The sequence below is a fragment of the Bacillota bacterium genome, assembly GCA_013178415.1.
Classification (GTDB): Bacteria; Bacillota; SHA-98; order Ch115; family Ch115; genus Ch115.
In genome coordinates this window covers 13,527-33,574 of the sequence record JABLXA010000010.1, presented here as the reverse complement: position 1 = coordinate 33,574, position 20,048 = coordinate 13,527, and the positions used below count along the sequence as shown (strand labels likewise).

Sequence of the window (20,048 nt, the reverse complement as noted above, 5' to 3'; positions counted from 1 at the left end):
TGGATAGGGAGCTGGCGTTATTTCAGCTCTACGACTTTCACCCCTACGCCATACAGCTTGGCGATCTCGTTTATCTCATCCTGGCCTGAGAAGAGGCAGCGTCTCTTTTGAATCTCTCTCTTCTTTGCCCCGCTCTTTTGCGCCTCACCTTGCAACTCGCCCTCCTGCACGCCACCGCCTTGCATCTCACACTCTTTTATCAGAGCCAGTGCATCCTTTGTAAACCCGCCCGTCGACACAAGCCATACCGTAAGATCCTGGCCTCTCCGCATCTCCTTCAGCGCATCCGCTGCCTCAAGGGCTTTCTTTACCTCCTGGGCGGTCATGGGCTCGCCCTTCCGGTACTTGCACTCCGCCACCCATATATGCTTTACCCCATCCCGCTCATAGTCCCCGTATGCATCAACCTGATATTCGCCGGATGTGGGAAGCTTCACGACCATATCTCCCCGTGCCCTGAAGAGGGGAGCTATGATAACCTCTCCAGGGAGGCCGAAGAGTCTCCCATCGAGCTCCTCGTTGTTGAACCTGGACATTACATTCTGGACCACCATCTCCAGGAACTTGCCCTTTACATAGTTGAAGGTTCCCTGCTCCTTGAGATCCACCTTCTCAACATCCTTTAGCTCATTCTCATACCGGTGCTGGATGTAGCGCATGAGCATGATGTCGTTGAAGGTGTAATACTTGAAGTCGCTTCTGTAGACCAAGTCTGCCTGGTAGAGCTTTTCTATCTTCTCCTCCACCGCATACTTGTTCACCTTGAGCTTATTTGCTATCTCCTCTATGTCTACAGGGGCGTTGTTGTACTTGGTGAAATAGTAGATGATCTTCTTCCCAAGCTCTATGTCATTATCCTGATTTATATACTGCCGGTTCTCCGCAAAGTGGGTCTCCCAGAAGCCAAATATCTTGCCCCTTGTGACCTCGTATTCTATGACCCTGTCGATGCCTTCCTTTATTGTGAAATCCTTGTCGGGGCAGTCAGAGTCGGCGCAGCAGTATACGTAGTAAGGGTGGCCGTTTACTCTGGAGCTCAAATAAATGGCAAGCTCATCGGTGATGTCTGAATCTCGCATCCTGAGGAGCTTCTTCATCAGGGTGGCGCCATCCTCGATTGACATGGGCTTCAAATACTTAAAGCCAAAGCGCCCTCCAAGGGGCCCACCCATGACGGTGCGGAATATCATGGTTACAGCGGAGCCAGCGACCAGCATGGGAGCACGCCTGCTCTGGGATTGGCGGTCGTATGTGGCGGTGAGGTTTATCAATCCTGGAATGTTCCTCTTATCCGGTGGGATTTGGTCAGTATCGTAAACATAGAACTTCATGTCCTGGAATTCATCAATAATAACTGCCACATGAACCCCGAGCATCGCACCAAGAAATTCAGGGGTCTTGATCATAGCCTCCCAGTGATTACGGGCGTCTTGCCAGTCGTATTCCTCATATCTCTCGATGAATCTTCTCAGATTCTCTTTCTGAATGAACCTTACTTTCTCATTGTTGGTTCGTAAATTCAATAGACTCTTGAGATCCATCTCTTCATTCTTATAGAGCGAGGGATCCTTCAACATGTATGCAATATACTGCCTGAAGAATGTGGTGTAGTATTCCAGCAGGAACTTCCGCAGCGTGGTTTCCTCGCGTTTCATCTTGAAGTAGAAGGGAGCCACGTCATAGTCTTTGAAGAATACGATATTGACCAACCTGTCGAGCACAGTGGTCTTGCCCATCCGCCGAGGGGAGATGAGCGCAAGGCTGCTCGAGATCCTGCGCTTGATATTGCGGTACCAGTCCTCGAGCTCCCTCAGCACCTCCACCCGGTCGGTGAACTCCTCCTCAGAGACCAGCTCCTCAACCGGCAATACCTTAGCCTCGACAGCCTCGACCATTGCCATGCCCTCCCTTGAGCACCTTTAGATAAATACGATTTTCCATGTTGTCCTGTTAGACCCAAGTATATACTCCATCACGTACAGGTTAATTATACCATACCACTTCTAAGCACCGCGCCGGGCAGCGATTAGGAATACGCTAAACACCCCCCTTTCGGGTAACAATTCGCCACCTGCCACATGTTTCCTTCATCAGCCCCCGAAATAGCGTAGCCTGCTCTCTGGCGTCGAAGTGTTCCCTGGAACCCTGAAAGGCATGAGCCTTGGAGGTTAGAGGTGACGAGGGCGCGCACCGAGGATGAGCTATCTCAACAGCCACACTACCGCAACGAAATCATAAAGGGTGTGTCCGAGGATTGCGGCTTCCAGCCCATCTCCCAGTAGACCCACCCTAGAACGAGCCCGAACACGGATGCCGTTAGAAACTAGTACAACGGATAGTTCCAGAATTCCCGGTAGAATAGGGTTATGAAGATCCTGGCTGACGTGGGGCTCGAGGGTCTTGAAGGACGAAGACCCAGCGATCTCTCTGGAGGCCAGCAACAGAGGGTGGCTATAGCCAGGGCCCTTGTAAAGGACCCGGATCTCGTCCTCGCGGATGAACCCACGGCCAACCTGGATTCGGAGACGGGAAAGGCAATCCTGGGCTTGATGAGGAACATGAATGAGACAAAGGGTACGACGTTCATATTCAGCACCCACGATCCAATGGTCATGGATTACGCCCGCTAATAGCTGTGGGGATCGACCTCGAGAGAGACCGCCGGGTATTTGACCTGGGCCAGTATAAGGGACTGCAGATGGATCTATCGAGATGCTTACAGATAACTCCATCAGGCTGGGTTCAGGCCATGTGCGGATTATCGACAGGGGATATCAGATCAAAGAAAGGCTCCTTTCTCTCAACTACCCTGTTGACGGTTTCAATGGGGAAGGTTACCAGGCGATGGTTGAAGCCCTGAAACAGATAGATTCCGTAGAAAACGTCGTCCCGCGCTTGCGTTTTGGGGCGATGGCGAGCGAGGGAGCGCAGCTCAGGGGCATGATGGCTATGGGGGTCGATCCCGCGGCAGAAGAAAAGATGATACGGCCTTATCGCTATCTCGTGGATGGCCGGTTTCTCGAGCCCGGAGAGCGAGGGGCGGTTATGGGCTACAGGACCCTGGATAAGCTCGGACTCGGTGTGGGCGATAAATTTACCTTGTAACATTGATATCAGTCTACTGGCCGGCTCGAAGTGCCGCCAGGATTGAGCCGACGCAGGCCTTGAGGGCCCAGGCTTAATAATGGATTGGGGGAGACAGGCATGAGAAAAAAATTACGGTTGAGCAGAATCATCTTTTTGGCACTACTGCCGGCACTACTGTTTATATCAGTCGCTGGAGCCGGGAATGCTCGCGCAGCCGAGCCAACGGCGAAACAAATCATTAGGGACCCATATCCTCCTCAGCGAGCGATGGCAGCTATCCTTATCGGCAACGGCCTTCTCGGGGGATGAAGGTGGGGAGTTTGCGGGAGGGACTATCCCTGGTATGACCGTCAACCGGCCAGGCACCGTGCTGAAAACGCAGGTCACGTATAATTTCTGAGGCGACACAGCACTGTCCGGATGGCGAGTCAATTCGCACCGCAGTCCCGCTCGCGGTCACCATCAGCATTCCTTCCCTGACGACTTCGTAATCGATATCTATACCGATTACCGCATTTGCTCCAAGGTGGGTTGCTTGATCAGCCATTTCCTGGAGCGCCACGCGGCGGGCTTGCGCAAGCTTCTCCTCATAAGCGCCTGATCTCCCTCCGAAGATATCGGTGATACTTGCGAAAATATCCCTGACAATGTTGGCGCCCATTATATATAGCTTCTCCGGCCACAACGCCAAGGTATTCGCTATTCGCGGACAGGCCTTCCTTCGATATATGGGGTCGTGGATAATAGCATAGCAAACACCTCCGGATTCATGATCTCATACTCTGAGGCTGATGGCGAGTTTAGGCTGTGACATGCGATGATGTATTGATCCTTCAACAGGGTAATGGTATACTTAAAGTAAGAATATCTTACCAGGAGGGAGAAGAAGGATGAGCCACGAGCTTATGCGAATGACGGCCAAGGGGCAGTTGACAATCCCTATCTCGATTAGGAGGAGGTTGAACATCCGTGAGGGTGACTATATCCAGATCTATCTGGAAGGCGACGAGATCCGTTTGCGAAAGGTCGAGCCAGTACGCCCTTTGAGTGCAGATGATCCTATCTGGCGTTTAGTCGGTGCAGGAGCAAGCGGCTACACGGATATCTCCGTAAACCATGACCATTATCTTGCCGAGGGGGAGGTCGAACGATGGAAAAAATAATGATAGATACAAGCGGAGTCTACGCGTTGTTGGACCGGTCCGACGGCTTCCATCAACAGGCCATATCCCTATTCAGAGAGTTGGCGAAGCACCAGGTCGCGGTGGTAATTACGAATTTCATTGTTGCTGAGTGTCATGCCTTGCTCATGAGTAGACTAGGCCCAGAGATAGCTAGGGGCTGGTTAAAGGGGCTATGTTGGCCTGTGGAACGAATCACAGAAGAAGACGAAGAGAAAGCCAGGGTAATCATATTTACTTACCGCGACAAGGCCTTTTCCTACACCGATGCAACCACCTTTGCAGCTATGGAGCGGTTAGGTATAACCAAGGCCGTGGCTTTTGACCAACACTTTCCCCAATATGGCTTTATTCCTTACGGAGTGCAATCCTGAGGCAAAGCATATGAACGACGCGGTCTGATGGGTACTGCTGCATTTTTCTTTCAACACATCGGATAAGCCTTTGACTAAGGCACTACTAATAAATCACGTAGGGCCGAGATGACTTGCTTGCCAGTTTCCTTCTCCGGCGGCACTGGAGGTCCTTCCTCTTTCTCCCCTTCGGCCTCGTCCTCGCTCTCTCCCTCCTCGTCATCATAATAGCGGTACTTTTCCCAAACCGCATAGAGGGCGCGATAGTCCCCGGCCATAAGCTGGCGGCGGATTTGTCCTAATAGATTAAGAAGGTAATTATCGGTCTCGACCACAACCACTTGCTCTGCCTTATTTCTGGCTACCGATTCCCCGTGGTCTTCATCCTCATCCCCATCCTCACCATTACCTTCTTCCTCTTCCTCGTCAGGATCTTCGTCATAGGCCTCCCAGCCTTCGTCTGGCGCAAAGCCCTCCTCAAGTTGGCAATGAATCGCCACGATCACCCTGTTACCTCGCGTGAGAATCTCGACGCCTAAGTCCTCAACCCCGTCAAAGGCATATTCCTTTAATGCCTGCCGCTGTCCAGGGGAAGCGTTAAAGGCCATGGCCAGCAACCACCAGCCGTAACTTTCCATATACATCACATCGTAATATTTCTCCATTAAGGCTTCCCATCCACCAGGGATATCATAGCCGTCCACATTGTAGACAAAACTAACCCGCCGAGATGTGGGTCTCGCCCGCCGCGAGAGGCTAGCAACGGCGCTCCTTGCTTGCGGGTCCAAAGGACGGTCAATCGCCAGAAACTCGTATGAGGTGGAACTATGATCAGCGGTAAAACCTTTCCGGACACTGATGATCTTCACCAACAATTCCCTCCTCAATCATAAGCACTTGAACTCTCTTGAGGTTCCCTTTCTAGATTCTCGATCAACCAGAGAGGATAACCGCAGTATTCCCGTAGGTCAATCATCCGCCTCCCCCCGGTTGCGTCCGGGGCGGGAAAAGAGGTCCCGGGCAGCCGCTATCGCCCCCAAGGGCATCTTCAGCCAGGGCCCGGCAGCCGCCGCACTGCTCCCTGGCCCCGCAGATACCGCACGCGCTCTGCATAAACTCGTCCGTCGCCCTGAAACCCCGGTATCTCTGCAACGGAATTGCTTCCGCCCAGAGCCGCGTCGGCTCATCGGCCAAGATATTACCGGCCAACAGAGCTGGAGCGACCAGCTGTGAGCAGGGAAAAACAGAGCCGTCCGGCGCGAGGGCAACAATCCGACTCGCCGCCGCGCAACCCCGAATCCCGGCGACCAAGGCCTGCACGGGCGCCAGACGGCGCTGGAGAAAACCGAGCGCACAGTCAATCCGCCATTGTAGCGCCCGGCCTTGGCGCGCCAGGATTTTCGGCAGATTCTTTTCAAAGGCGCCCATCGCTTCAGGCGTTGGATTTTCTGTCCGCCAGCGCGTGGCAGACGCAGGCGGTTTATAGCGAAGGAGGGTAAAGCGCATAAATCCCGCTTCCGTAAGCCTGAGGACTAAATCTAGGAAATTTCGCATTACCGACGCTGAGAGCATAAGATTCGCGCCAACTGGCAGGCCGACTTCCTTCGCCCCCACCACTAAACGCTGCAATCGTGCCACCTCCTCCAGCGGTTGCGCCAGCAGTCGCTCCGGTTTGACCCCGATTTGGACAGTGGTGACCCCCCGGGCCAACTTTCGCCAGGTCAAGTCATCTATCTCTTCCACCCCAGTAGTAAGATGGACAACAAAGCCGATTCCTCGCGCATACGCTGCCAGCTCTGTCAGGTCACGACGGAGCAAAGGCTCTCCGCCGCCAAAGGCGAGCTGAAAAACACCCCAGGCGGCAATCCGTTCCATCACGTGCATAGCTTCCCTGGTGTCTAATTCCTTGGAGAATCGCTTCCTATGGCGAGTGGCATAACAATCAGGGCAATTCGCCTCACAGCGATAAGTAAGCGCCCAATGCACGGTTTCGGGCGCACTCAGCTGTGACCCCTCTGGCCAGGTTCCGCTCAGGGTATTCGCGCCCTCACCTTGGGGAAGATTCGTGCTCCCCGGCGCTTTGCTCTCGATTTGGGCGAAAGGGGAAGCCACCTCCCGGAGAACGCCTAATTCCAGGAGCCGCCATATCACTTCTCTGGTTGTGGCTGGAGACGCCGTGCGGGAATTAGCGGCTGCGCCCCAGCGCATCAGCAAAGCATCTTCGCTGATTATTCCTTCTGCCTGCACGTCGGAGATCAAAGTGAAGGCTTCCCGATCGAGATCAACGGTCGTACCGGTAGTCATTTGGAACGCCAGCCCGCCGAAATGCTCCCGTCGCAGGCGCACACCTTCTGCCAGCCTAAGTCGCCGGGCGCACACCCCAAAACTTGCCGTTTTTATACCGTGACGTCCGATAGGCAATATCTCCTCAACCGCCTTGCGTTATACCAGCGTTATACCAGCTCAAAATCCCTGTTAAGTATCAGATATTATTCTGTTCTTTTTCAGCTTAATGAATCAGATATGTCTATATAATTATCTCCAACTCAAGGAAGAAAGTCGTATTTTCGTTTTCCGTGGAGTATCCTCCGGATCTCAACGAGATCATCCCTTACAGTATAGAAGATGAGATAGTCAAAGTCAAAGCCGTGGATGGGAAACAATGATATGGGTCGTATGGTATCTGCTACAAGTGAGATAGGGAACGGGTGGGCATAGAATCGTGATATATGTCAGCCTTCACCCCGAAAGCGTGATGTACATCAGTCATTGGCCATGAGGATTTCTGTGGGGAACGGTTCCGAGGGAACAAGTGACGTACAGAACGGGTGATGCGAGACGAATAATGATGTACATCACGGGAAAGGCAAAGAGAGTGATGTACGTCAGCATTCGGGCCCTAACGCGTGACGTGAAACGGCAAGGCGTTTTCAACGCGGCTGATCTCGGTTCCATCGGTGAAAACGTGAAAATCTCACCCTTGCTCCGCTCTCCAACATGTACTATCATACTATTCATATATGAATGATCGAATGATCCATTTCACGAAAGAAGGTAAATCATGACTGGGCATGAACCGATTTTTTATGGCGCCGTAACCGTCGGTGAACGCGGGCAGGTAGTCATCCCCCAACAAGCCAGGGAGGCTCAAGGGATCAAGCCTGGCGACAAGATGCTGGTGCTGGGTGGAGGCTTTGGCGGCCACGGATTGGTGATGATCAAGGCCGAGGCGGTCAGCGGGTTGCTGGCGAGGTTGAGCGAACAGGTGAACAGCCTGGAGAAATTGTTTCGAATGTCCGTTGAGCGCCAGGATAAGGAAGATAAAGGTTAGGCAGAGTAAATGAACCCTGGCTATGAAATCTGGCTTGGATTAATCATCGCTTGGATTGATTATGCGCGCATCTTCACTACTGCGACCGACTAGAGAGATGGTGTATTATGATCAAGTTATTCAAATTCCTCAAACCATACCGGATCCAGATCGCATCTATTATAAGTCTCGTATTCCTGCAGACGCTTTCCGAGCTGTACCTCCCGACCTTGATGTCGGATATCGTCAATACCGGGATCATGAAAGGCGATGTAGGTTACATCTGGAGAATCGGCCGGCTGATGCTGCTTGTCGCCCTGGGAGGGACCATCTGCTCGATTGTGGCAGCCTTCTTGTCGGCCAAGACGGCCATGGGCTTTGGCAAGATATTGCGCAGCAGGATATTTACCCATGTGGAGAGGTTTTCACTGCACGAATTCGACAGGATCGGCACCCCCTCCCTCATTACCAGGAACACCAATGATGTCACCCAGATCCAAATGGTCACTATGGTCATGATGCGGATGATGATCAGCGCCCCCATCATGTGCATTGGTGGTATCATCATGGCCCTATCGAAGGATAGGGGTTTGGCCTGGGTCTTGGCCGTTGTCCTGCCTATCCTCGCGGCCATAGTCATCTTCGTCGCCTGTAAGGGCCTGCCGCTTTTCAGAACCATCCAGAAAAAGATCGACCGGATAAACCTGATCGTGCGAGAGAACCTCGAGGGCATCAGAGTCATCCGGGCTTTCAACCGCACTGACCACGAGAAAAGGCGTTTCCACGAGGCCAACCTCGACCTGACCGAGACCTCCATCAGGGCCAACAAGCTGATGGCCCTCTTGATGCCGACCATGATGCTGGTCATGAACTTCACGATGGTCGCCATTATCTGGTTCGGCAGCATCCGCATCGACCACGGAACCCTGGAAATCGGCAACATGATGGCGTTTTTCCAATACGCCATGCAGATCATGATCTCGCTCCTTATGGCCTCGATGCTGTTCATCATGATTCCCCGGGCCCAGGCCTCCGCAGCCAGGATCAACGAGGTACTGGCCATCGAGCCCGAGATCAACGACCCGGCGGTGACCAGGAGCGGGGACAGCAAGAAGGGCTATGTAGAATTTCGCGATGTGACCTTCAGCTATCACGGCGCAGAGGAACCCGCCGTCAGAGATGTTTCCTTCCGCGCCTGCCCGGGTGAGGTCACCGCCATCATCGGCGGCACAGGCTCGGGCAAATCGACGCTGGTCAGCCTGATCCCGCGTTTTTACGATGTCAACGGCGGCAGCGTCCTGGTGGATGGGGTGGATGTCCGGGAGATGGCCCAGGAAGAATTGAGGGCCAAGATCGGCTTCGTGCCTCAAAAGGCCGTGCTTTTCTCCGGCACGGTTGCCGACAATATCAGGTACGGCAAGGAAGATGCTACCGATGAAGAAGTCCGGCGTGCGGCGGAGATCGCCCAGGCCCTGGATTTCATCTCCGAGATGAAGGATGGCTTCGACTCCGAGATCGCCCAGGGTGGGACCAACATTTCGGGCGGACAGAAACAGCGGCTTGCCATCGCCCGCGCGCTGATCAGGAGGCCCGAGATCTACATCTTCGATGACAGTTTTTCCGCCCTCGACTTCAAGACCGATGCCAGGCTGCGCGGGACGCTGAAAAGGGAAACGGCCGATGCCACGGTGCTGATCGTGGCCCAGAGGGTCAGCACGGTCATGGACGCGGACCGGATCGTCGTCCTGGACGAAGGCAGGGTCGCCGGTATCGGCACCCATAAAGAGCTCTTGAAAACCTGCGAGGTCTATCGCGAGATCGTCTCCTCGCAGCTGTCCGAGGAGGAGATCGCATGAGTGGAGATCGTATGAGCGGAGACCACATGAGCAGGGATCACATGGAACAACAACGACCAACGGGGCCGATGGGGCCCGGCGGCTTCAGACCCGGCAGGGGAGGCTTCGGCGGCGGGCACGGTTTCGGCCGGCCGGTGGAAAAAGCCAAGAACTTCAAGGGCACGTTGAAGAGATTGGTCATTTATCTGAAGCCCTTGTGGCCGCGGCTGCTGATCGTGCTTTCGGCCGCTATTGCCAGCACAGTGCTCAGCATTATCAGCCCCAAGATCATGGGGAGGGCCATCACCAGCCTGGGACGAACATTCGGGATGAGATTCATGGGGTTGCCCGCCAGCGTGGATTTCCAGTATATTGGGCATATCGTCCTGTGGTTGATCGGGCTCTATGCTGCAAGCGCGCTTTTCAGCTATGTGACGCAATATACCATGGCGGGCGTGGCCCAAAAAACTGTTTTTGCCATGCGCCGGGATATGAATGACAAGCTCGCCCGCCTGCCGCTGAAATTCTTTGACGGGCGCACGCACGGCGAGATAATGAGCCGGATGACGAACGACATCGATAACATCAGCATGACCTTGCAGCAGAGCCTGGCGCAGCTTATCAACTCGTTCGTCGGCATCATCGGTGCCATCATCATGATGTTCACCATCAGTTGGTTGTTGACGCTGATCTGCCTCCTGACACTCCCGCTTTCTTTCTTCGCGACGGCAATGATCGCCAGATTTTCGCAGAAGAACTTCGCGGCGCAGCAGCGGGAGCTCGGCTTGCTAAACGGCCACGTGGAGGAGATGTATACCGGTCACAAGATCGTCAAGGCCTTTGGACACGAGGGCAAGGCGATTGATAAATTCAACCAGATCAACGAACGACTCTACAACGCGGGTTGGCGGGCGCAGTTCGTCTCCGGAATCATTTTCCCGCTGATGAATTTCATAAATAACATCGGCTACGTGCTGATCTGCGTCGTCGGTGGGATCATGGTCACCAAACGAGGGATTGAGCTCGGCGATATCACGGCATTCATCCAGTACCAGAGGATGTTCACCATGCCCATCGCGCAAACGGCCAATATCGTGAATATCCTTCAGTCGACGGTGGCTTCCGCCGAGCGTGTCTTTGAGCTGCTCGACGAGTCAGAGGAGATTCCCGATGCCGCCGGGGCCACAACGATCCTGTCCCCGCGGGGCGAGGTCAAATTCCAAAACGTCAGGTTCAGCTACAAGGAAGACCACCCATTGATCGAGAACCTGAATATCGAGGTCAAACCAGGGCAGACCATCGCCATCGTCGGCCCGACCGGCGCGGGCAAGACCACGCTCGTCAACCTGCTGATGCGTTTCTACGAGATAGACGGCGGCAGGATCACCGTCGACGGCGTCGACATCAGGGATCTGAAGCGCGGCGAACTGCGCAGGCTCTTTGGCATGGTGCTGCAGGATACTTGGCTCTTCAACGGCACTATCCGGGACAACATCGCCTACGGCCGCGAGGGCGCCACCGACGAGGAGATCGTGAGGGCGGCCAGGGCGGCGCAGGCCGACCACTTTATCAGGGCTCTCCCCGATGGTTACAACACCATCCTGAATGAGGAGGCCTCCAACATCTCCCAGGGCGAGAAGCAGTTGCTGACCATCGCCCGGGCGTTCCTGGCCGATCCGGCCATCCTCATTCTCGACGAAGCTACCAGCAGCGTCGACACGAGAACCGAGGTCTACATCCAAAAGGCCATGGCGGAGCTGATGAAGGGCCGGACGAGTTTCGTCATCGCTCACCGGCTCTCCACAATCCGCAACGCGGAGTTGATCCTGGTGATGAATAACGGCAGCATCATCGAGACCGGCAACCACAAACAGTTGCTCGCCAAGGGGGGATTCTACGCCGATCTTTACAATAGCCAATTTATCGGAGCCTATGTCGACGACCAGGCGGTCTGAGCGCGGCCAGTCCCCGCCGCACCGCATTGGCTTGCTGCTGGACTGGCAAGGGACAGGGGGTCGCGCCTGGCGGACTTCGTGCCCGGCGACCGGTTGCCCAGGGGGGATCCCCGTGTCCTTAGACTCGCTCGAGTGGCTCTGTCCTCAGGCCCAGTCGCCTACTTGCCTGAAGGAGAAGCCGGTCGACTGTCCACAGGAGACTGCGGGTGTCCGTAGCGATCTGAAGATACGCAGCATCGTACACTGAAATCTCTTGTTCCAGAGCCATGCCCAAACAAGCGGCCGGGTCGGGTGCCCATTCCTCAAAAAGAAAGTCGCGCAAGACACTCAGGGCTTCCCCGGCAACTTCCGGTGTTATCCTCTGCCGGCGCGTAGCCACCCAAAGAGCGTTCGCAACTTCGTACCAGAAGGTCGGAGGCACAAAGAGCGAGATACCTGGCTTGTCGGCCGCCCTGTCTCGCAACTTGATGACGTCCTGAGTATCCTCTCCAGGAAGCACCCACGATAGAGCCACGGATGCGTCTACCACCACGGATTCCGTCAACTGCGGCGCCCCTCCTCCCGCATGGCTCTGATCTCGTCAGCCGAGAACCTTGTACCTATTAAGCCGCGAATTGCGTCCATCCTCGCGGCTACAGCTTTGCGGTCGGGAGCCTTCAACGCGCGACGCGTCGCGCGTATCATGAATTCAGATAAGGACAAACCCTGAAGGCTCGCAGCGGCCTTGAGAGCCTTGTGGAACTCCTCATCCACATAGACACTTATTTTTCGCGCCATAGGGAAATCACCTCATCATGAGTATAGCGCTTTAGCGCTTAAGAGGCAAGTGTTCATTGTCTTGGTTCTCAACTTACGATATAAATCTCCATATTACTGCCAGGATCTAAGTACCCCCTATCCCTCACCGTGCTGTAGATTCTCACCATGCTGCAGATTGCAGCACATCCCGCCAGAACATGCTGCGTAGTGCAGCACATTTTTCAAAGATATGCTGCATGGGGCAGCATGCCCAGCCTCTGGTAGCAATATGGGAGTTTATATCACAAGTTAAGATTATGCCCCAGTTAAAATTGACTTAACCACACATTAAGTATATTATAGTTAGAGGTAGCATGGCTCTATCATGGCTCTATGTTCGGCCTGAGAAACTGGCCATAAAATACAATTCTCATCAAGGAGATGAATGATAGCGATGCAAAAGGAAACTATTGATGGGAATACGGCCGCCGCGCATGTAGCATACGCGCTGAGCGAGGTGGCCGCGATCTACCCCATCACCCCTTCCTCGCCGATGGCCGAGGTCTGCGACGAGTGGGCCGCCCATGGCCGGAAGAATGTTTTCGGTCAACCTTTAAGGATTACAGAGCTGCAATCAGAGGCGGGAGCCGCCGGTGCAGTTCACGGCTCTCTGGCCGCGGGCGCCCTTACTACCACCTTCACGGCGTCTCAGGGCTTGCTGCTAATGATTCCAAATATGTATAAAATCGCCGGGGAGCTCTTGCCGGGCGTGTTTCACGTATCGGCCCGGTCCCTCGCCACTCACGCCCTCTCCATCTTTGGAGACCATTCCGATGTCATGGCCACGCGCCAGACCGGTTTCGCGCTCCTGGCCTCAGCATCCGTACAGGAGGTTATGGACCTCGGCCTGGTGGCTCACCTCTCGGCGATAAAGGCCAGCGTCCCATTCCTCCACTTCTTCGACGGCTTCAGGACCTCCCACGAGGTTCAGAAGATCGACGTGATCGATTACGATGAAATCACAAAGCTGGTCGACATGGAGGCGGTCGAGGCGTTCCGCAGGCGGGCCATGAATCCCGAGCACCCGCACCAGCGCGGGACAGCGCAGAACCCGGATATCTACTTCCAGGGTCGCGAGGCATCCAACCCATACTACCTGGCCACACCCGGAATTGTGGAAGAGGTTATGAAGCAAGTGAGCGGGCTGACCGGCCGCCAGTACAGGTTATTCGATTACGTTGGCGCTCCGGATGCAGAGAGAGTGATCGTATGCATGGGCTCGGGCTGCGATACGGTCGAGGAGACCGTAAACTACCTTGTAGATAAAGGCGAGAGGGTCGGGCTGATTAAAGTTCGCCTCTACCGTCCCTTCTCGACGGGGCACTTCCTCAAGGTCCTCCCCAGCACCTGCAAGCGCATCGCCGTGCTGGACCGGACGAAGGAGCCCGGCTCGCTGGGCGAGCCGCTCTACCAGGATGTTTGCACTGTGTTTGCTGAGCGAGGGGAGACCCCGTTGATCGTCGGGGGCCGTTACGGCCTTGGTTCAAAAGAATTTACGCCTTCAATGGTTAAGGCTATTTATGATAATCTTGCGACATCCACACCGAAGAATCACTTCACTGTGGGGGTCATCGATGACGTCACCGATAGCTCTCTAACGGTGCGCGAATACATCGACGCTTCACCCAAGGGCGTTTTCAGGTGCAAGTTCTTCGGCCTCGGCTCGGATGGAACGGTGGGCGCCAACAAGAACTCGATCAAGATTATCGGGGATCATACGGACATGTATGCCCAGGGCTACTTCGTGTACGACTCAAAGAAATCGGGTGGCATCACCATTTCACACCTGCGCTTTGGCCATACGCCGATTCAGGCGCCCTACCTGATCGACCAGGCCGACCTGATCGCCTGTCACAATCCCTCCTATGTGACACGTTACGATATACTGGAGGGTATCAAACAGGGTGGGATCTTCCTGTTGAATTCCGGCTGGAGCGCGGAGGATATGAATACCAAGCTCCCGGCCTCCATGAGGCGGACTATAGCTGAGAAGAAACTGAGATTCTATAATATCGACGCCGTCAAGATCGCAAGCGAAGTAGGGCTCGGCGGGCGAATCAACGTTATCATGCAGGCCGCGTTCTTCAAGATCGCCAACGTTATCCCTGCCGAAGACGCGATTAGATATATCAAGGATGCTATCAAGAAGACCTACGGCAGGAAGGGCGATAAGGTCGTCAACATGAACTGGGCAGCAGTAGACCGGGCGATCGAGGCCTTGGAGGAGATTCACTACCCTGCCGACTGGGCGGGCGCCGTGGATGAGGCGGCCGCGGCTTCAGACGCGGATTCAAGCGTGCCGGAGTATGTGCAGAAGGTAGTAAAGCCTGTCCTAGCCCTCAAGGGCGACGACCTGCCGGTGAGCGCATTCAGCCCTGACGGGACCGTGCCGACCGGCACCACAAAATATGAGAAGCGCGGGATCGCAATCACCGTGCCCGTATGGCTGCCGGAGAATTGTATCCAGTGCAACCAGTGCTCCTTTGTCTGCCCGCATGCGGCCATTCGTCCGTATCTTGCCAAGCCAGAGGACCTGGCGGGCGCGCCTGAGGCCTTTGTAACCAAAGCGGCCACCGGTAAAGAGGCGGCCGGGCTCCAGTATAGAATTCAGGTCTCGCCCCTCGACTGCACGGGCTGCGGCAATTGTGTGGATGTCTGCCTGGCGAAGCAGAAGGCCCTTGTCATGAAGCCGTTGGAAGAGGTCGTTGAAACGGAGGTCGCCAACTACGAATTTGCAGATAAGCTACCGCAGGTAGCGGCCCCGTTCAAGCCCGACACGGTCAAGGGGAGCCAGTTCAGGCAGCCGCTCTTCGAGTTCTCGGGGGCGTGCGCCGGTTGCGGCGAAACCCCGTACGTCAAGCTGGTCACGCAGCTGTTCGGGGATCGCATGGTCATCGCCAACGCCACGGGTTGTTCCTCCATCTACGGCGGCAGCGCCCCAACGTGCCCCTATACTGTAAATAGCGAGGGGCATGGGCCGGCGTGGGCTAACTCCCTGTTTGAGGACAACGCCGAATTCGGCTACGGCATGGCCCTGGCTATAGCCCAGCGCACGGATAGGCTTGCCGAGCTCATGGGTATGGTCCTTCAGGGGCAGGACGGGATTTCCGGCGAGCTTAGAGCCGCTTTCCAGGAATGGCTCGACAGCAAGGACGACGCCGAGAAATCGCGCATGGCGGCGGATAAGATCCGGACGCTTCTCGGGCGAGAGCTGCCCGCTGCGAGTAGAGAGGCCCGGGCCATCCTCGAGGAGATCAACAAGCTCAGCGACTACCTGGTGAAGAAGTCGGTCTGGATCATCGGCGGGGACGGGTGGGCCTATGACATCGGATACGGCGGGCTGGACCACGTGCTCGCCTCCGGCGCCGATGTAAACGTCCTGGTGCTCGACACCGAGGTCTATTCAAATACCGGCGGGCAGTCTTCGAAGGCAACGCCCACCGCCGCCGTGGCGAGATTCGCAGCGGCGGGCAAGAGCACCCGCAAGAAAGACCTGGGCATGATGGCCATGTCCTACGGCTACGTCTATGTAGCTTCGGTCTGCATGGGCGCCAACCCGGCCCAGCTGGTGAGGGCGCTCATGGAGGCGGAAAGATACCGTGGCCCATCGTTGATCATAGCCTATGCGCCTTGCATCAATCACGGGATAAACATGAGCCTGAGCCAGCGGGAGGGCAAGCGCGCCGTAGAGGCCGGTTACTGGCCGCTATACCGCTACAATCCCGTTCTCGCGGAAGAAGGCAAGAATCCATTTACGCTTGACTCCAAGGCGCCGACGGGCAGCTTCCGCGAGTTCCTGATGGGCGAGGTCCGCTATGCTAGCTTGAAGAAGCAATTCCCCGAGCGCGCTGAGGAGCTCTACTCCAAGGCGGAAAAGGATGCGCAGGCCAGGATCGCCCAGTACCAGCGCCTGGCGCAGGGTTAAGGTTGGTGTAAATGCTGGCTGCAAACTCTAACTAAATTATGGAGAGCTAAGTGTAAGCGCGGAACAGTCGAGAAAGAACCCCACACGATGCGGGTGGGGTCTCAAAAGCAAGACGTGAACATCGTTCAGTGAATTGGCAGGCGCCAGGCATTATTAGCCTGGCGCCTGCCAATTCACTCTATCCCATATAGATTTAACTCGCCTATAATCTTATTAAAGGGGCATAAAAATAGAGGCAAGGGCAGTACAAGATATGCTTCGTTAGCGTAGCTGGGTAACAAATCGGACAGCTGTTTCAGTTGCCACGACAAAATTCCCATCGAGCCTTTGAGCGTACCGTTCGATCAAGCTGCGCAACACAGCTATCTTATTAGCAGCACGTTCGTCTTCCAACCGCAAAAGGATCACACCACTATGTTTTTTCCCCTCTCGAAAAACGAGAGACCCGAAATCCTTATCATTCGTGATCAAGATGCGGTCACTATCAACAGCTTTTTTGAGAATAGCTTCGTCCTCTGAACCTCGCGCCTCCTCGTAGACTGAAAAAACGTCATGATGATGTTCTCGAAGCCATTTAGCGACTACGGGGCCAACACATTCGTCTACAAGAAACCTCATTTATAGCGCCCCCGCTGTCAGCGGCATGAAGGTGCTATCATCAAGCGCTTCCGTTGCAAATAGAAGACAGGCTTGGATATCCTCCCGGGTTAACCCCTCATATTCCTGCAAAATCTCCTCAATACTAGCTCCGTGAGCCAATAACCCCAGAATATATTGAACGGTTAACCGTGTCCCCTTGATAATCGGTTTTCCGGTCATAATTTTAGGATCTAGAACTATACGTTCGAGTAATCTGCTATTTCTTTTCATCCACCCCACCTCCAGTCGTTCCACTAATTATATTTTCCCATCAAGAAGGTTCGTTAATAGTATACCATTAACATCCAATAGAGGCAAGGAATACTCTTGCAGGATACCCATACAACCTATATTGCCCGGCCCTAGCATCTATACTTCCTGACACCCTTCCCAGGGTGAATTCCGGGGCTTTCGTCTTTGGTCTCATGTAAGATCAAAATTTAAGGGGAAGGTAACACCCGGCCCGCAATGCACCTGGCGTATATCTCCGCGCCCCGGCTATTGAGATGAACACCATCGACGGTCAGTCTCAAGCCCCTCTCCTTGCTCAGATTATCCGCGATCCCCGGGATGCTGGTCTGGAGCCCGTCCAGTGTCAGCGCTGTAAAGGAGTCCAACAGGTAGGAGCTGGAGCTGCCGGCGGAATTGATGAGATAGCGATCGAACTCCGCAGCCGTATCCGCCACCGCAACGTAGGAGCCGGGTAGACCAGCGGGCGGACAGGGGCGCGCGCTGACGGCCTCCGGGTTCTTCGGGCTAACCATAGCGTTCACCATATCGATATCAGCATTCACATGATCTTTACCTGCGATGCCGGTGCCTGTATCCAGTTTGCGGATCTCGGCGTTGAATGCGTCGCGCAACCTGTTGGAAGGGCTCGACGGCACCTCTCCCAGGCATGCGATGGTGACCGCGACAACCTTGCGGACCCCCGCCTCGAGAATCCGGTCAACGGTTTTCCTGTATAACGCCCCAAACTCCGAAGGGTCAAATGTGGGAAGGCTCCCTCTTGCTCTGAGCTTCCTCCCGAGGCCCTCCCACCCCATTCCCCGGGGTTCGAGGAGCGGCATCAGGATATCGTTTGCGCCTGCCTCGACCACCATCACCTCCGGCACAGGCACCGCTCCCTCTCCGGCCCCGGACAGGTAGGCTACAGCCCTGTGCGAGATTCCCAGCAGTGTATCGCCGCCGAGCCCCAGGGCGATGATGGAGAATGAAGGTAACATGCGTTCAAGAATGGAAACATACGAACACCCAGGAACGCCCTGGGTGAGGCTATCCCCAACGATTACCAGATTCAAGTGACTCCCTCTCCAAGAAACAATTATCCCATCCGCTCTCAACTTAACGGAAATTAATCCCGTAGAAAACGCGGATGGCGAATTCCCGCACACTGTCAGGCAGGAAACGGACCAGAAATGGAAACTTTGTGGACATGAAATCGCCCGCGGGATAGCGCGTTGCCGGATTAGACCTCTGCGCTCTTCGCACCACAGCCAGCACCTTGCGTGCAACAACCTCGGGCCCCGGGGCCCTGCGCAAATTGACGTCGATCGTGCGCCAGCTGGCATCCGTCCACCGCTTATAGGGCGAGTCGCTCCTCTGCCCAAACTGGGTGGCGTTGTTGAAGTTAGTATTGATGTCGCCAGGCTCGATGGCCGCCACCTTGACCCCAAACGGCCGCAGCTCCTGGCGGAGGCCTTCGGTGAAAGCCTCGATCGCGTGTTTGCTGGCTGCATAGTGGACCTGGAATGGGATAACCAGCTTGCCTGCGAGGGAGCTCATATTGATCACGAGGCCGTTGCGCCGCTCCCGCATGGCCGGGACAACGGCCTGGATAACGCGGAGCGCCCCGAAGACGTTTGTTTCGAACTGTGCCTTGGCGAGTTCCATGGGCACTTCCTCCACCGGCCCATAGATGGCATAACCCGCGTTATTAATCAGAATGTCTATCTGGCCAGCCTGGCGGAGGACCTCAGCCACGCCGCGATCTACAGAAGCCTGATCCGTGACGTCCATCTCGACAAACGAAACCCGGCGGCGTAGCTCCTCGGGCAGGGTCGCTAGCTTGTCCAGCCTGCGCGTTGTGCCCCAGACATTATAGCCCTCGCGCGCCAGGAGAAGCGCGGTGGCCGCTCCGATGCCCGACGAGGCGCCCGTTATCAAGACGTTCTTGCCTAGATCTGCACCCACGATTCAACCCCCATTCTCAATCCCGCCTTAAACTCCTGCTATCGCCTGATGTGGCGCTGCGCTTGCCGCTGCGGAAGCAGAGGAAGCATAATTATCGCAGATGGAGTTCAGCGGGCAGCTCTCACACCTTGGCTTCCTCAAGAGGCAGATGTCCTTCCCCAAGGCGACGAGCAGGGCGTGATATTCATTAAAAAGAGGGACCGAGGCCGGGAGCCTATCCATGAAGAACCGGCGAATTTCCTCGTAACCCCGCCGGGGCCCAATGAGTCCGAGCCGCTCAAATATCCTCCTCGTGTATGCATCAACCACAAATGTCGGCAGCCCACAGGCGTAGAGCAAGATCGAATCGGCGGTTTCCCGGCCGATGCCATAGACATTGAGCAGCTCGGCCCGGACCTCATCGAGAGGCCTCGCGCACATAGCCTCCAGACTCCCCTGATAGGCCTCCGCGAGAAATGAACAGAAGGCCTTGAGCTTGCGCGCCTTCGCGTTGTAATAGCCCGACGGCCGGATGAGCGCCGTAAGCCTCGCCTCCGGCAGGCCAAGGATCCCATCCAGGGACAGATAACCTTCCGCCTTGAGGTTGGAGATCGCCTTCTCCACATTTCGCCATGCGGCCGACTGGGTGAGAATAGCCCCCACCACGACCTCGAATGGGGTTTCCCCCGGCCACCAGTGCTGGGGCCCAAAGTGGCCCAGGAGACGTTCATAAATCTCCAGCACATATGCCTGCCCTATACATGCCTGTTCAGTTGGAGTCTCTGCCTGCATA

At 55.4% G+C, this 20,048-nt stretch carries 18 protein-coding genes and 2 pseudogenes; 8 read left to right on the top strand and 12 right to left on the bottom strand.

The features are described from left to right. Window positions 1-17: 17 nt before the first annotated feature. Window positions 18-1,895: a hypothetical protein gene (locus HPY52_09635; GenBank protein NPV80519.1), complete on the bottom strand. Its 1,878-nt coding sequence runs from the start codon at window positions 1,893-1,895 to the stop codon at window positions 18-20. A 471-nt stretch (window positions 1,896-2,366) separates the two neighbouring features. On the opposite strand from HPY52_09635, the pseudogene HPY52_09630 reads away from it, so the two are divergent. Next, window positions 2,367-2,630: pseudogene (locus tag HPY52_09630) on the top strand (ATP-binding cassette domain-containing protein). A gap of 82 nt (window positions 2,631-2,712) precedes the next feature. Beyond that, window positions 2,713-3,105 (top strand): hypothetical protein, encoded by a 393-nt coding sequence (locus HPY52_09625; GenBank protein NPV80518.1) that lies wholly within the window; start codon window positions 2,713-2,715, stop codon window positions 3,103-3,105. Window positions 3,106-3,367: 262 nt separating this feature from the next. On the opposite strand, the pseudogene HPY52_09620 reads toward HPY52_09625, so the two are convergent. Further along, window positions 3,368-3,837: pseudogene (locus tag HPY52_09620) on the bottom strand (YbjQ family protein). 140 nt (window positions 3,838-3,977) lie between these two features. Here HPY52_09620 and HPY52_09615 point away from each other — a divergent pair. Then, a complete protein-coding gene (locus HPY52_09615) occupies window positions 3,978-4,250 on the top strand; it encodes an AbrB/MazE/SpoVT family DNA-binding domain-containing protein (protein ID NPV80517.1) in 273 nt (90 codons plus the stop codon). Then, window positions 4,238-4,642, top strand: coding sequence for a PIN domain-containing protein (locus HPY52_09610; protein NPV80516.1), 405 nt, complete (start codon window positions 4,238-4,240; stop codon window positions 4,640-4,642). The genes HPY52_09615 and HPY52_09610 overlap by 13 nt, the downstream gene beginning before the upstream one ends. 74 nt (window positions 4,643-4,716) lie before the next feature. Here HPY52_09610 and HPY52_09605 read toward each other — a convergent pair whose 3' ends face one another. The 3 genes from HPY52_09605 to HPY52_09595 form a co-directional block, all read right to left on the bottom strand. Continuing rightward, entirely contained in the window at window positions 4,717-5,490 is a 774-nt protein-coding gene (locus HPY52_09605; protein ID NPV80515.1) for a hypothetical protein, read from the bottom strand. A 103-nt stretch (window positions 5,491-5,593) separates the two neighbouring features. Beyond that, a complete protein-coding gene (locus tag HPY52_09600) occupies window positions 5,594-7,042 on the bottom strand; it encodes a radical SAM protein (protein NPV80514.1) in 1,449 nt (482 codons plus the stop codon). Window positions 7,043-7,167: 125 nt separating this feature from the next. After that, window positions 7,168-7,350 (bottom strand): type II toxin-antitoxin system RelE/ParE family toxin, encoded by a 183-nt coding sequence (locus HPY52_09595; GenBank protein NPV80513.1) that lies wholly within the window; start codon window positions 7,348-7,350, stop codon window positions 7,168-7,170. Between the two features lie 332 nt (window positions 7,351-7,682). Between HPY52_09595 and HPY52_09590 the strand changes: the two genes are divergently transcribed. The 3 genes from HPY52_09590 to HPY52_09580 all read left to right on the top strand — a co-directional run bounded on the left by HPY52_09590 (window position 7,683) and on the right by HPY52_09580 (window position 11,721). Then, entirely contained in the window at window positions 7,683-7,952 is a 270-nt protein-coding gene (locus HPY52_09590) for an AbrB/MazE/SpoVT family DNA-binding domain-containing protein (protein ID NPV80512.1), read from the top strand. Window positions 7,953-8,059: 107 nt separating this feature from the next. Then, window positions 8,060-9,787 carry an ABC transporter ATP-binding protein gene (locus tag HPY52_09585; protein ID NPV80511.1) on the top strand — a complete coding sequence of 576 codons (1,728 nt, stop codon included), beginning with the start codon at window positions 8,060-8,062 and terminating at the stop codon, window positions 9,785-9,787. Window positions 9,788-9,813: 26 nt separating this feature from the next. Beyond that, window positions 9,814-11,721 (top strand): ABC transporter ATP-binding protein, encoded by a 1,908-nt coding sequence (locus HPY52_09580; protein ID NPV80510.1) that lies wholly within the window; start codon window positions 9,814-9,816, stop codon window positions 11,719-11,721. A 118-nt stretch (window positions 11,722-11,839) separates the two neighbouring features. Here the strand turns inward: HPY52_09580 and HPY52_09575 are convergent, their stop codons facing one another. Then, a complete protein-coding gene (locus HPY52_09575; protein NPV80509.1) occupies window positions 11,840-12,265 on the bottom strand; it encodes a type II toxin-antitoxin system VapC family toxin in 426 nt (141 codons plus the stop codon). Then, on the bottom strand, window positions 12,262-12,498 hold the full coding sequence (locus HPY52_09570; GenBank protein ID NPV80508.1) for a DUF1778 domain-containing protein: 237 nt from the start codon (window positions 12,496-12,498) through the stop codon (window positions 12,262-12,264). Before HPY52_09570 ends, HPY52_09575 begins: the two co-directional genes overlap by 4 nt. A 409-nt stretch (window positions 12,499-12,907) precedes the next feature. On the opposite strand from HPY52_09570, the gene nifJ reads away from it, so the two are divergent. Next, window positions 12,908-16,444, top strand: coding sequence for a pyruvate:ferredoxin (flavodoxin) oxidoreductase (gene nifJ / locus HPY52_09565; GenBank protein ID NPV80507.1), 3,537 nt, complete (start codon window positions 12,908-12,910; stop codon window positions 16,442-16,444). Between the two features lie 261 nt (window positions 16,445-16,705). Here the strand turns inward: nifJ and HPY52_09560 are convergent, their stop codons facing one another. The 5 genes from HPY52_09560 to HPY52_09540 all read right to left on the bottom strand — a co-directional run bounded on the left by HPY52_09560 (window position 16,706) and on the right by HPY52_09540 (window position 20,047). Then, a complete protein-coding gene (locus tag HPY52_09560; protein ID NPV80506.1) occupies window positions 16,706-17,062 on the bottom strand; it encodes a DUF5615 family PIN-like protein in 357 nt (118 codons plus the stop codon). Continuing rightward, entirely contained in the window at window positions 17,063-17,314 is a 252-nt protein-coding gene (locus tag HPY52_09555; GenBank protein NPV80505.1) for a DUF433 domain-containing protein, read from the bottom strand. A gap of 209 nt (window positions 17,315-17,523) precedes the next feature. Continuing rightward, window positions 17,524-18,384 (bottom strand): hypothetical protein, encoded by an 861-nt coding sequence (locus HPY52_09550; GenBank protein NPV80504.1) that lies wholly within the window; start codon window positions 18,382-18,384, stop codon window positions 17,524-17,526. A 43-nt stretch (window positions 18,385-18,427) separates the two neighbouring features. Further along, a complete protein-coding gene (locus HPY52_09545; GenBank protein NPV80503.1) occupies window positions 18,428-19,276 on the bottom strand; it encodes an SDR family oxidoreductase in 849 nt (282 codons plus the stop codon). A 27-nt stretch (window positions 19,277-19,303) separates the two neighbouring features. Next, the gene (locus tag HPY52_09540) at window positions 19,304-20,047 is read right to left on the bottom strand and encodes an endonuclease III domain-containing protein (GenBank protein NPV80502.1); all 744 of its coding nucleotides are present in this window, start codon (window positions 20,045-20,047) and stop codon (window positions 19,304-19,306) included. Between the last annotated feature and the right edge of the window lies 1 nt (window position 20,048).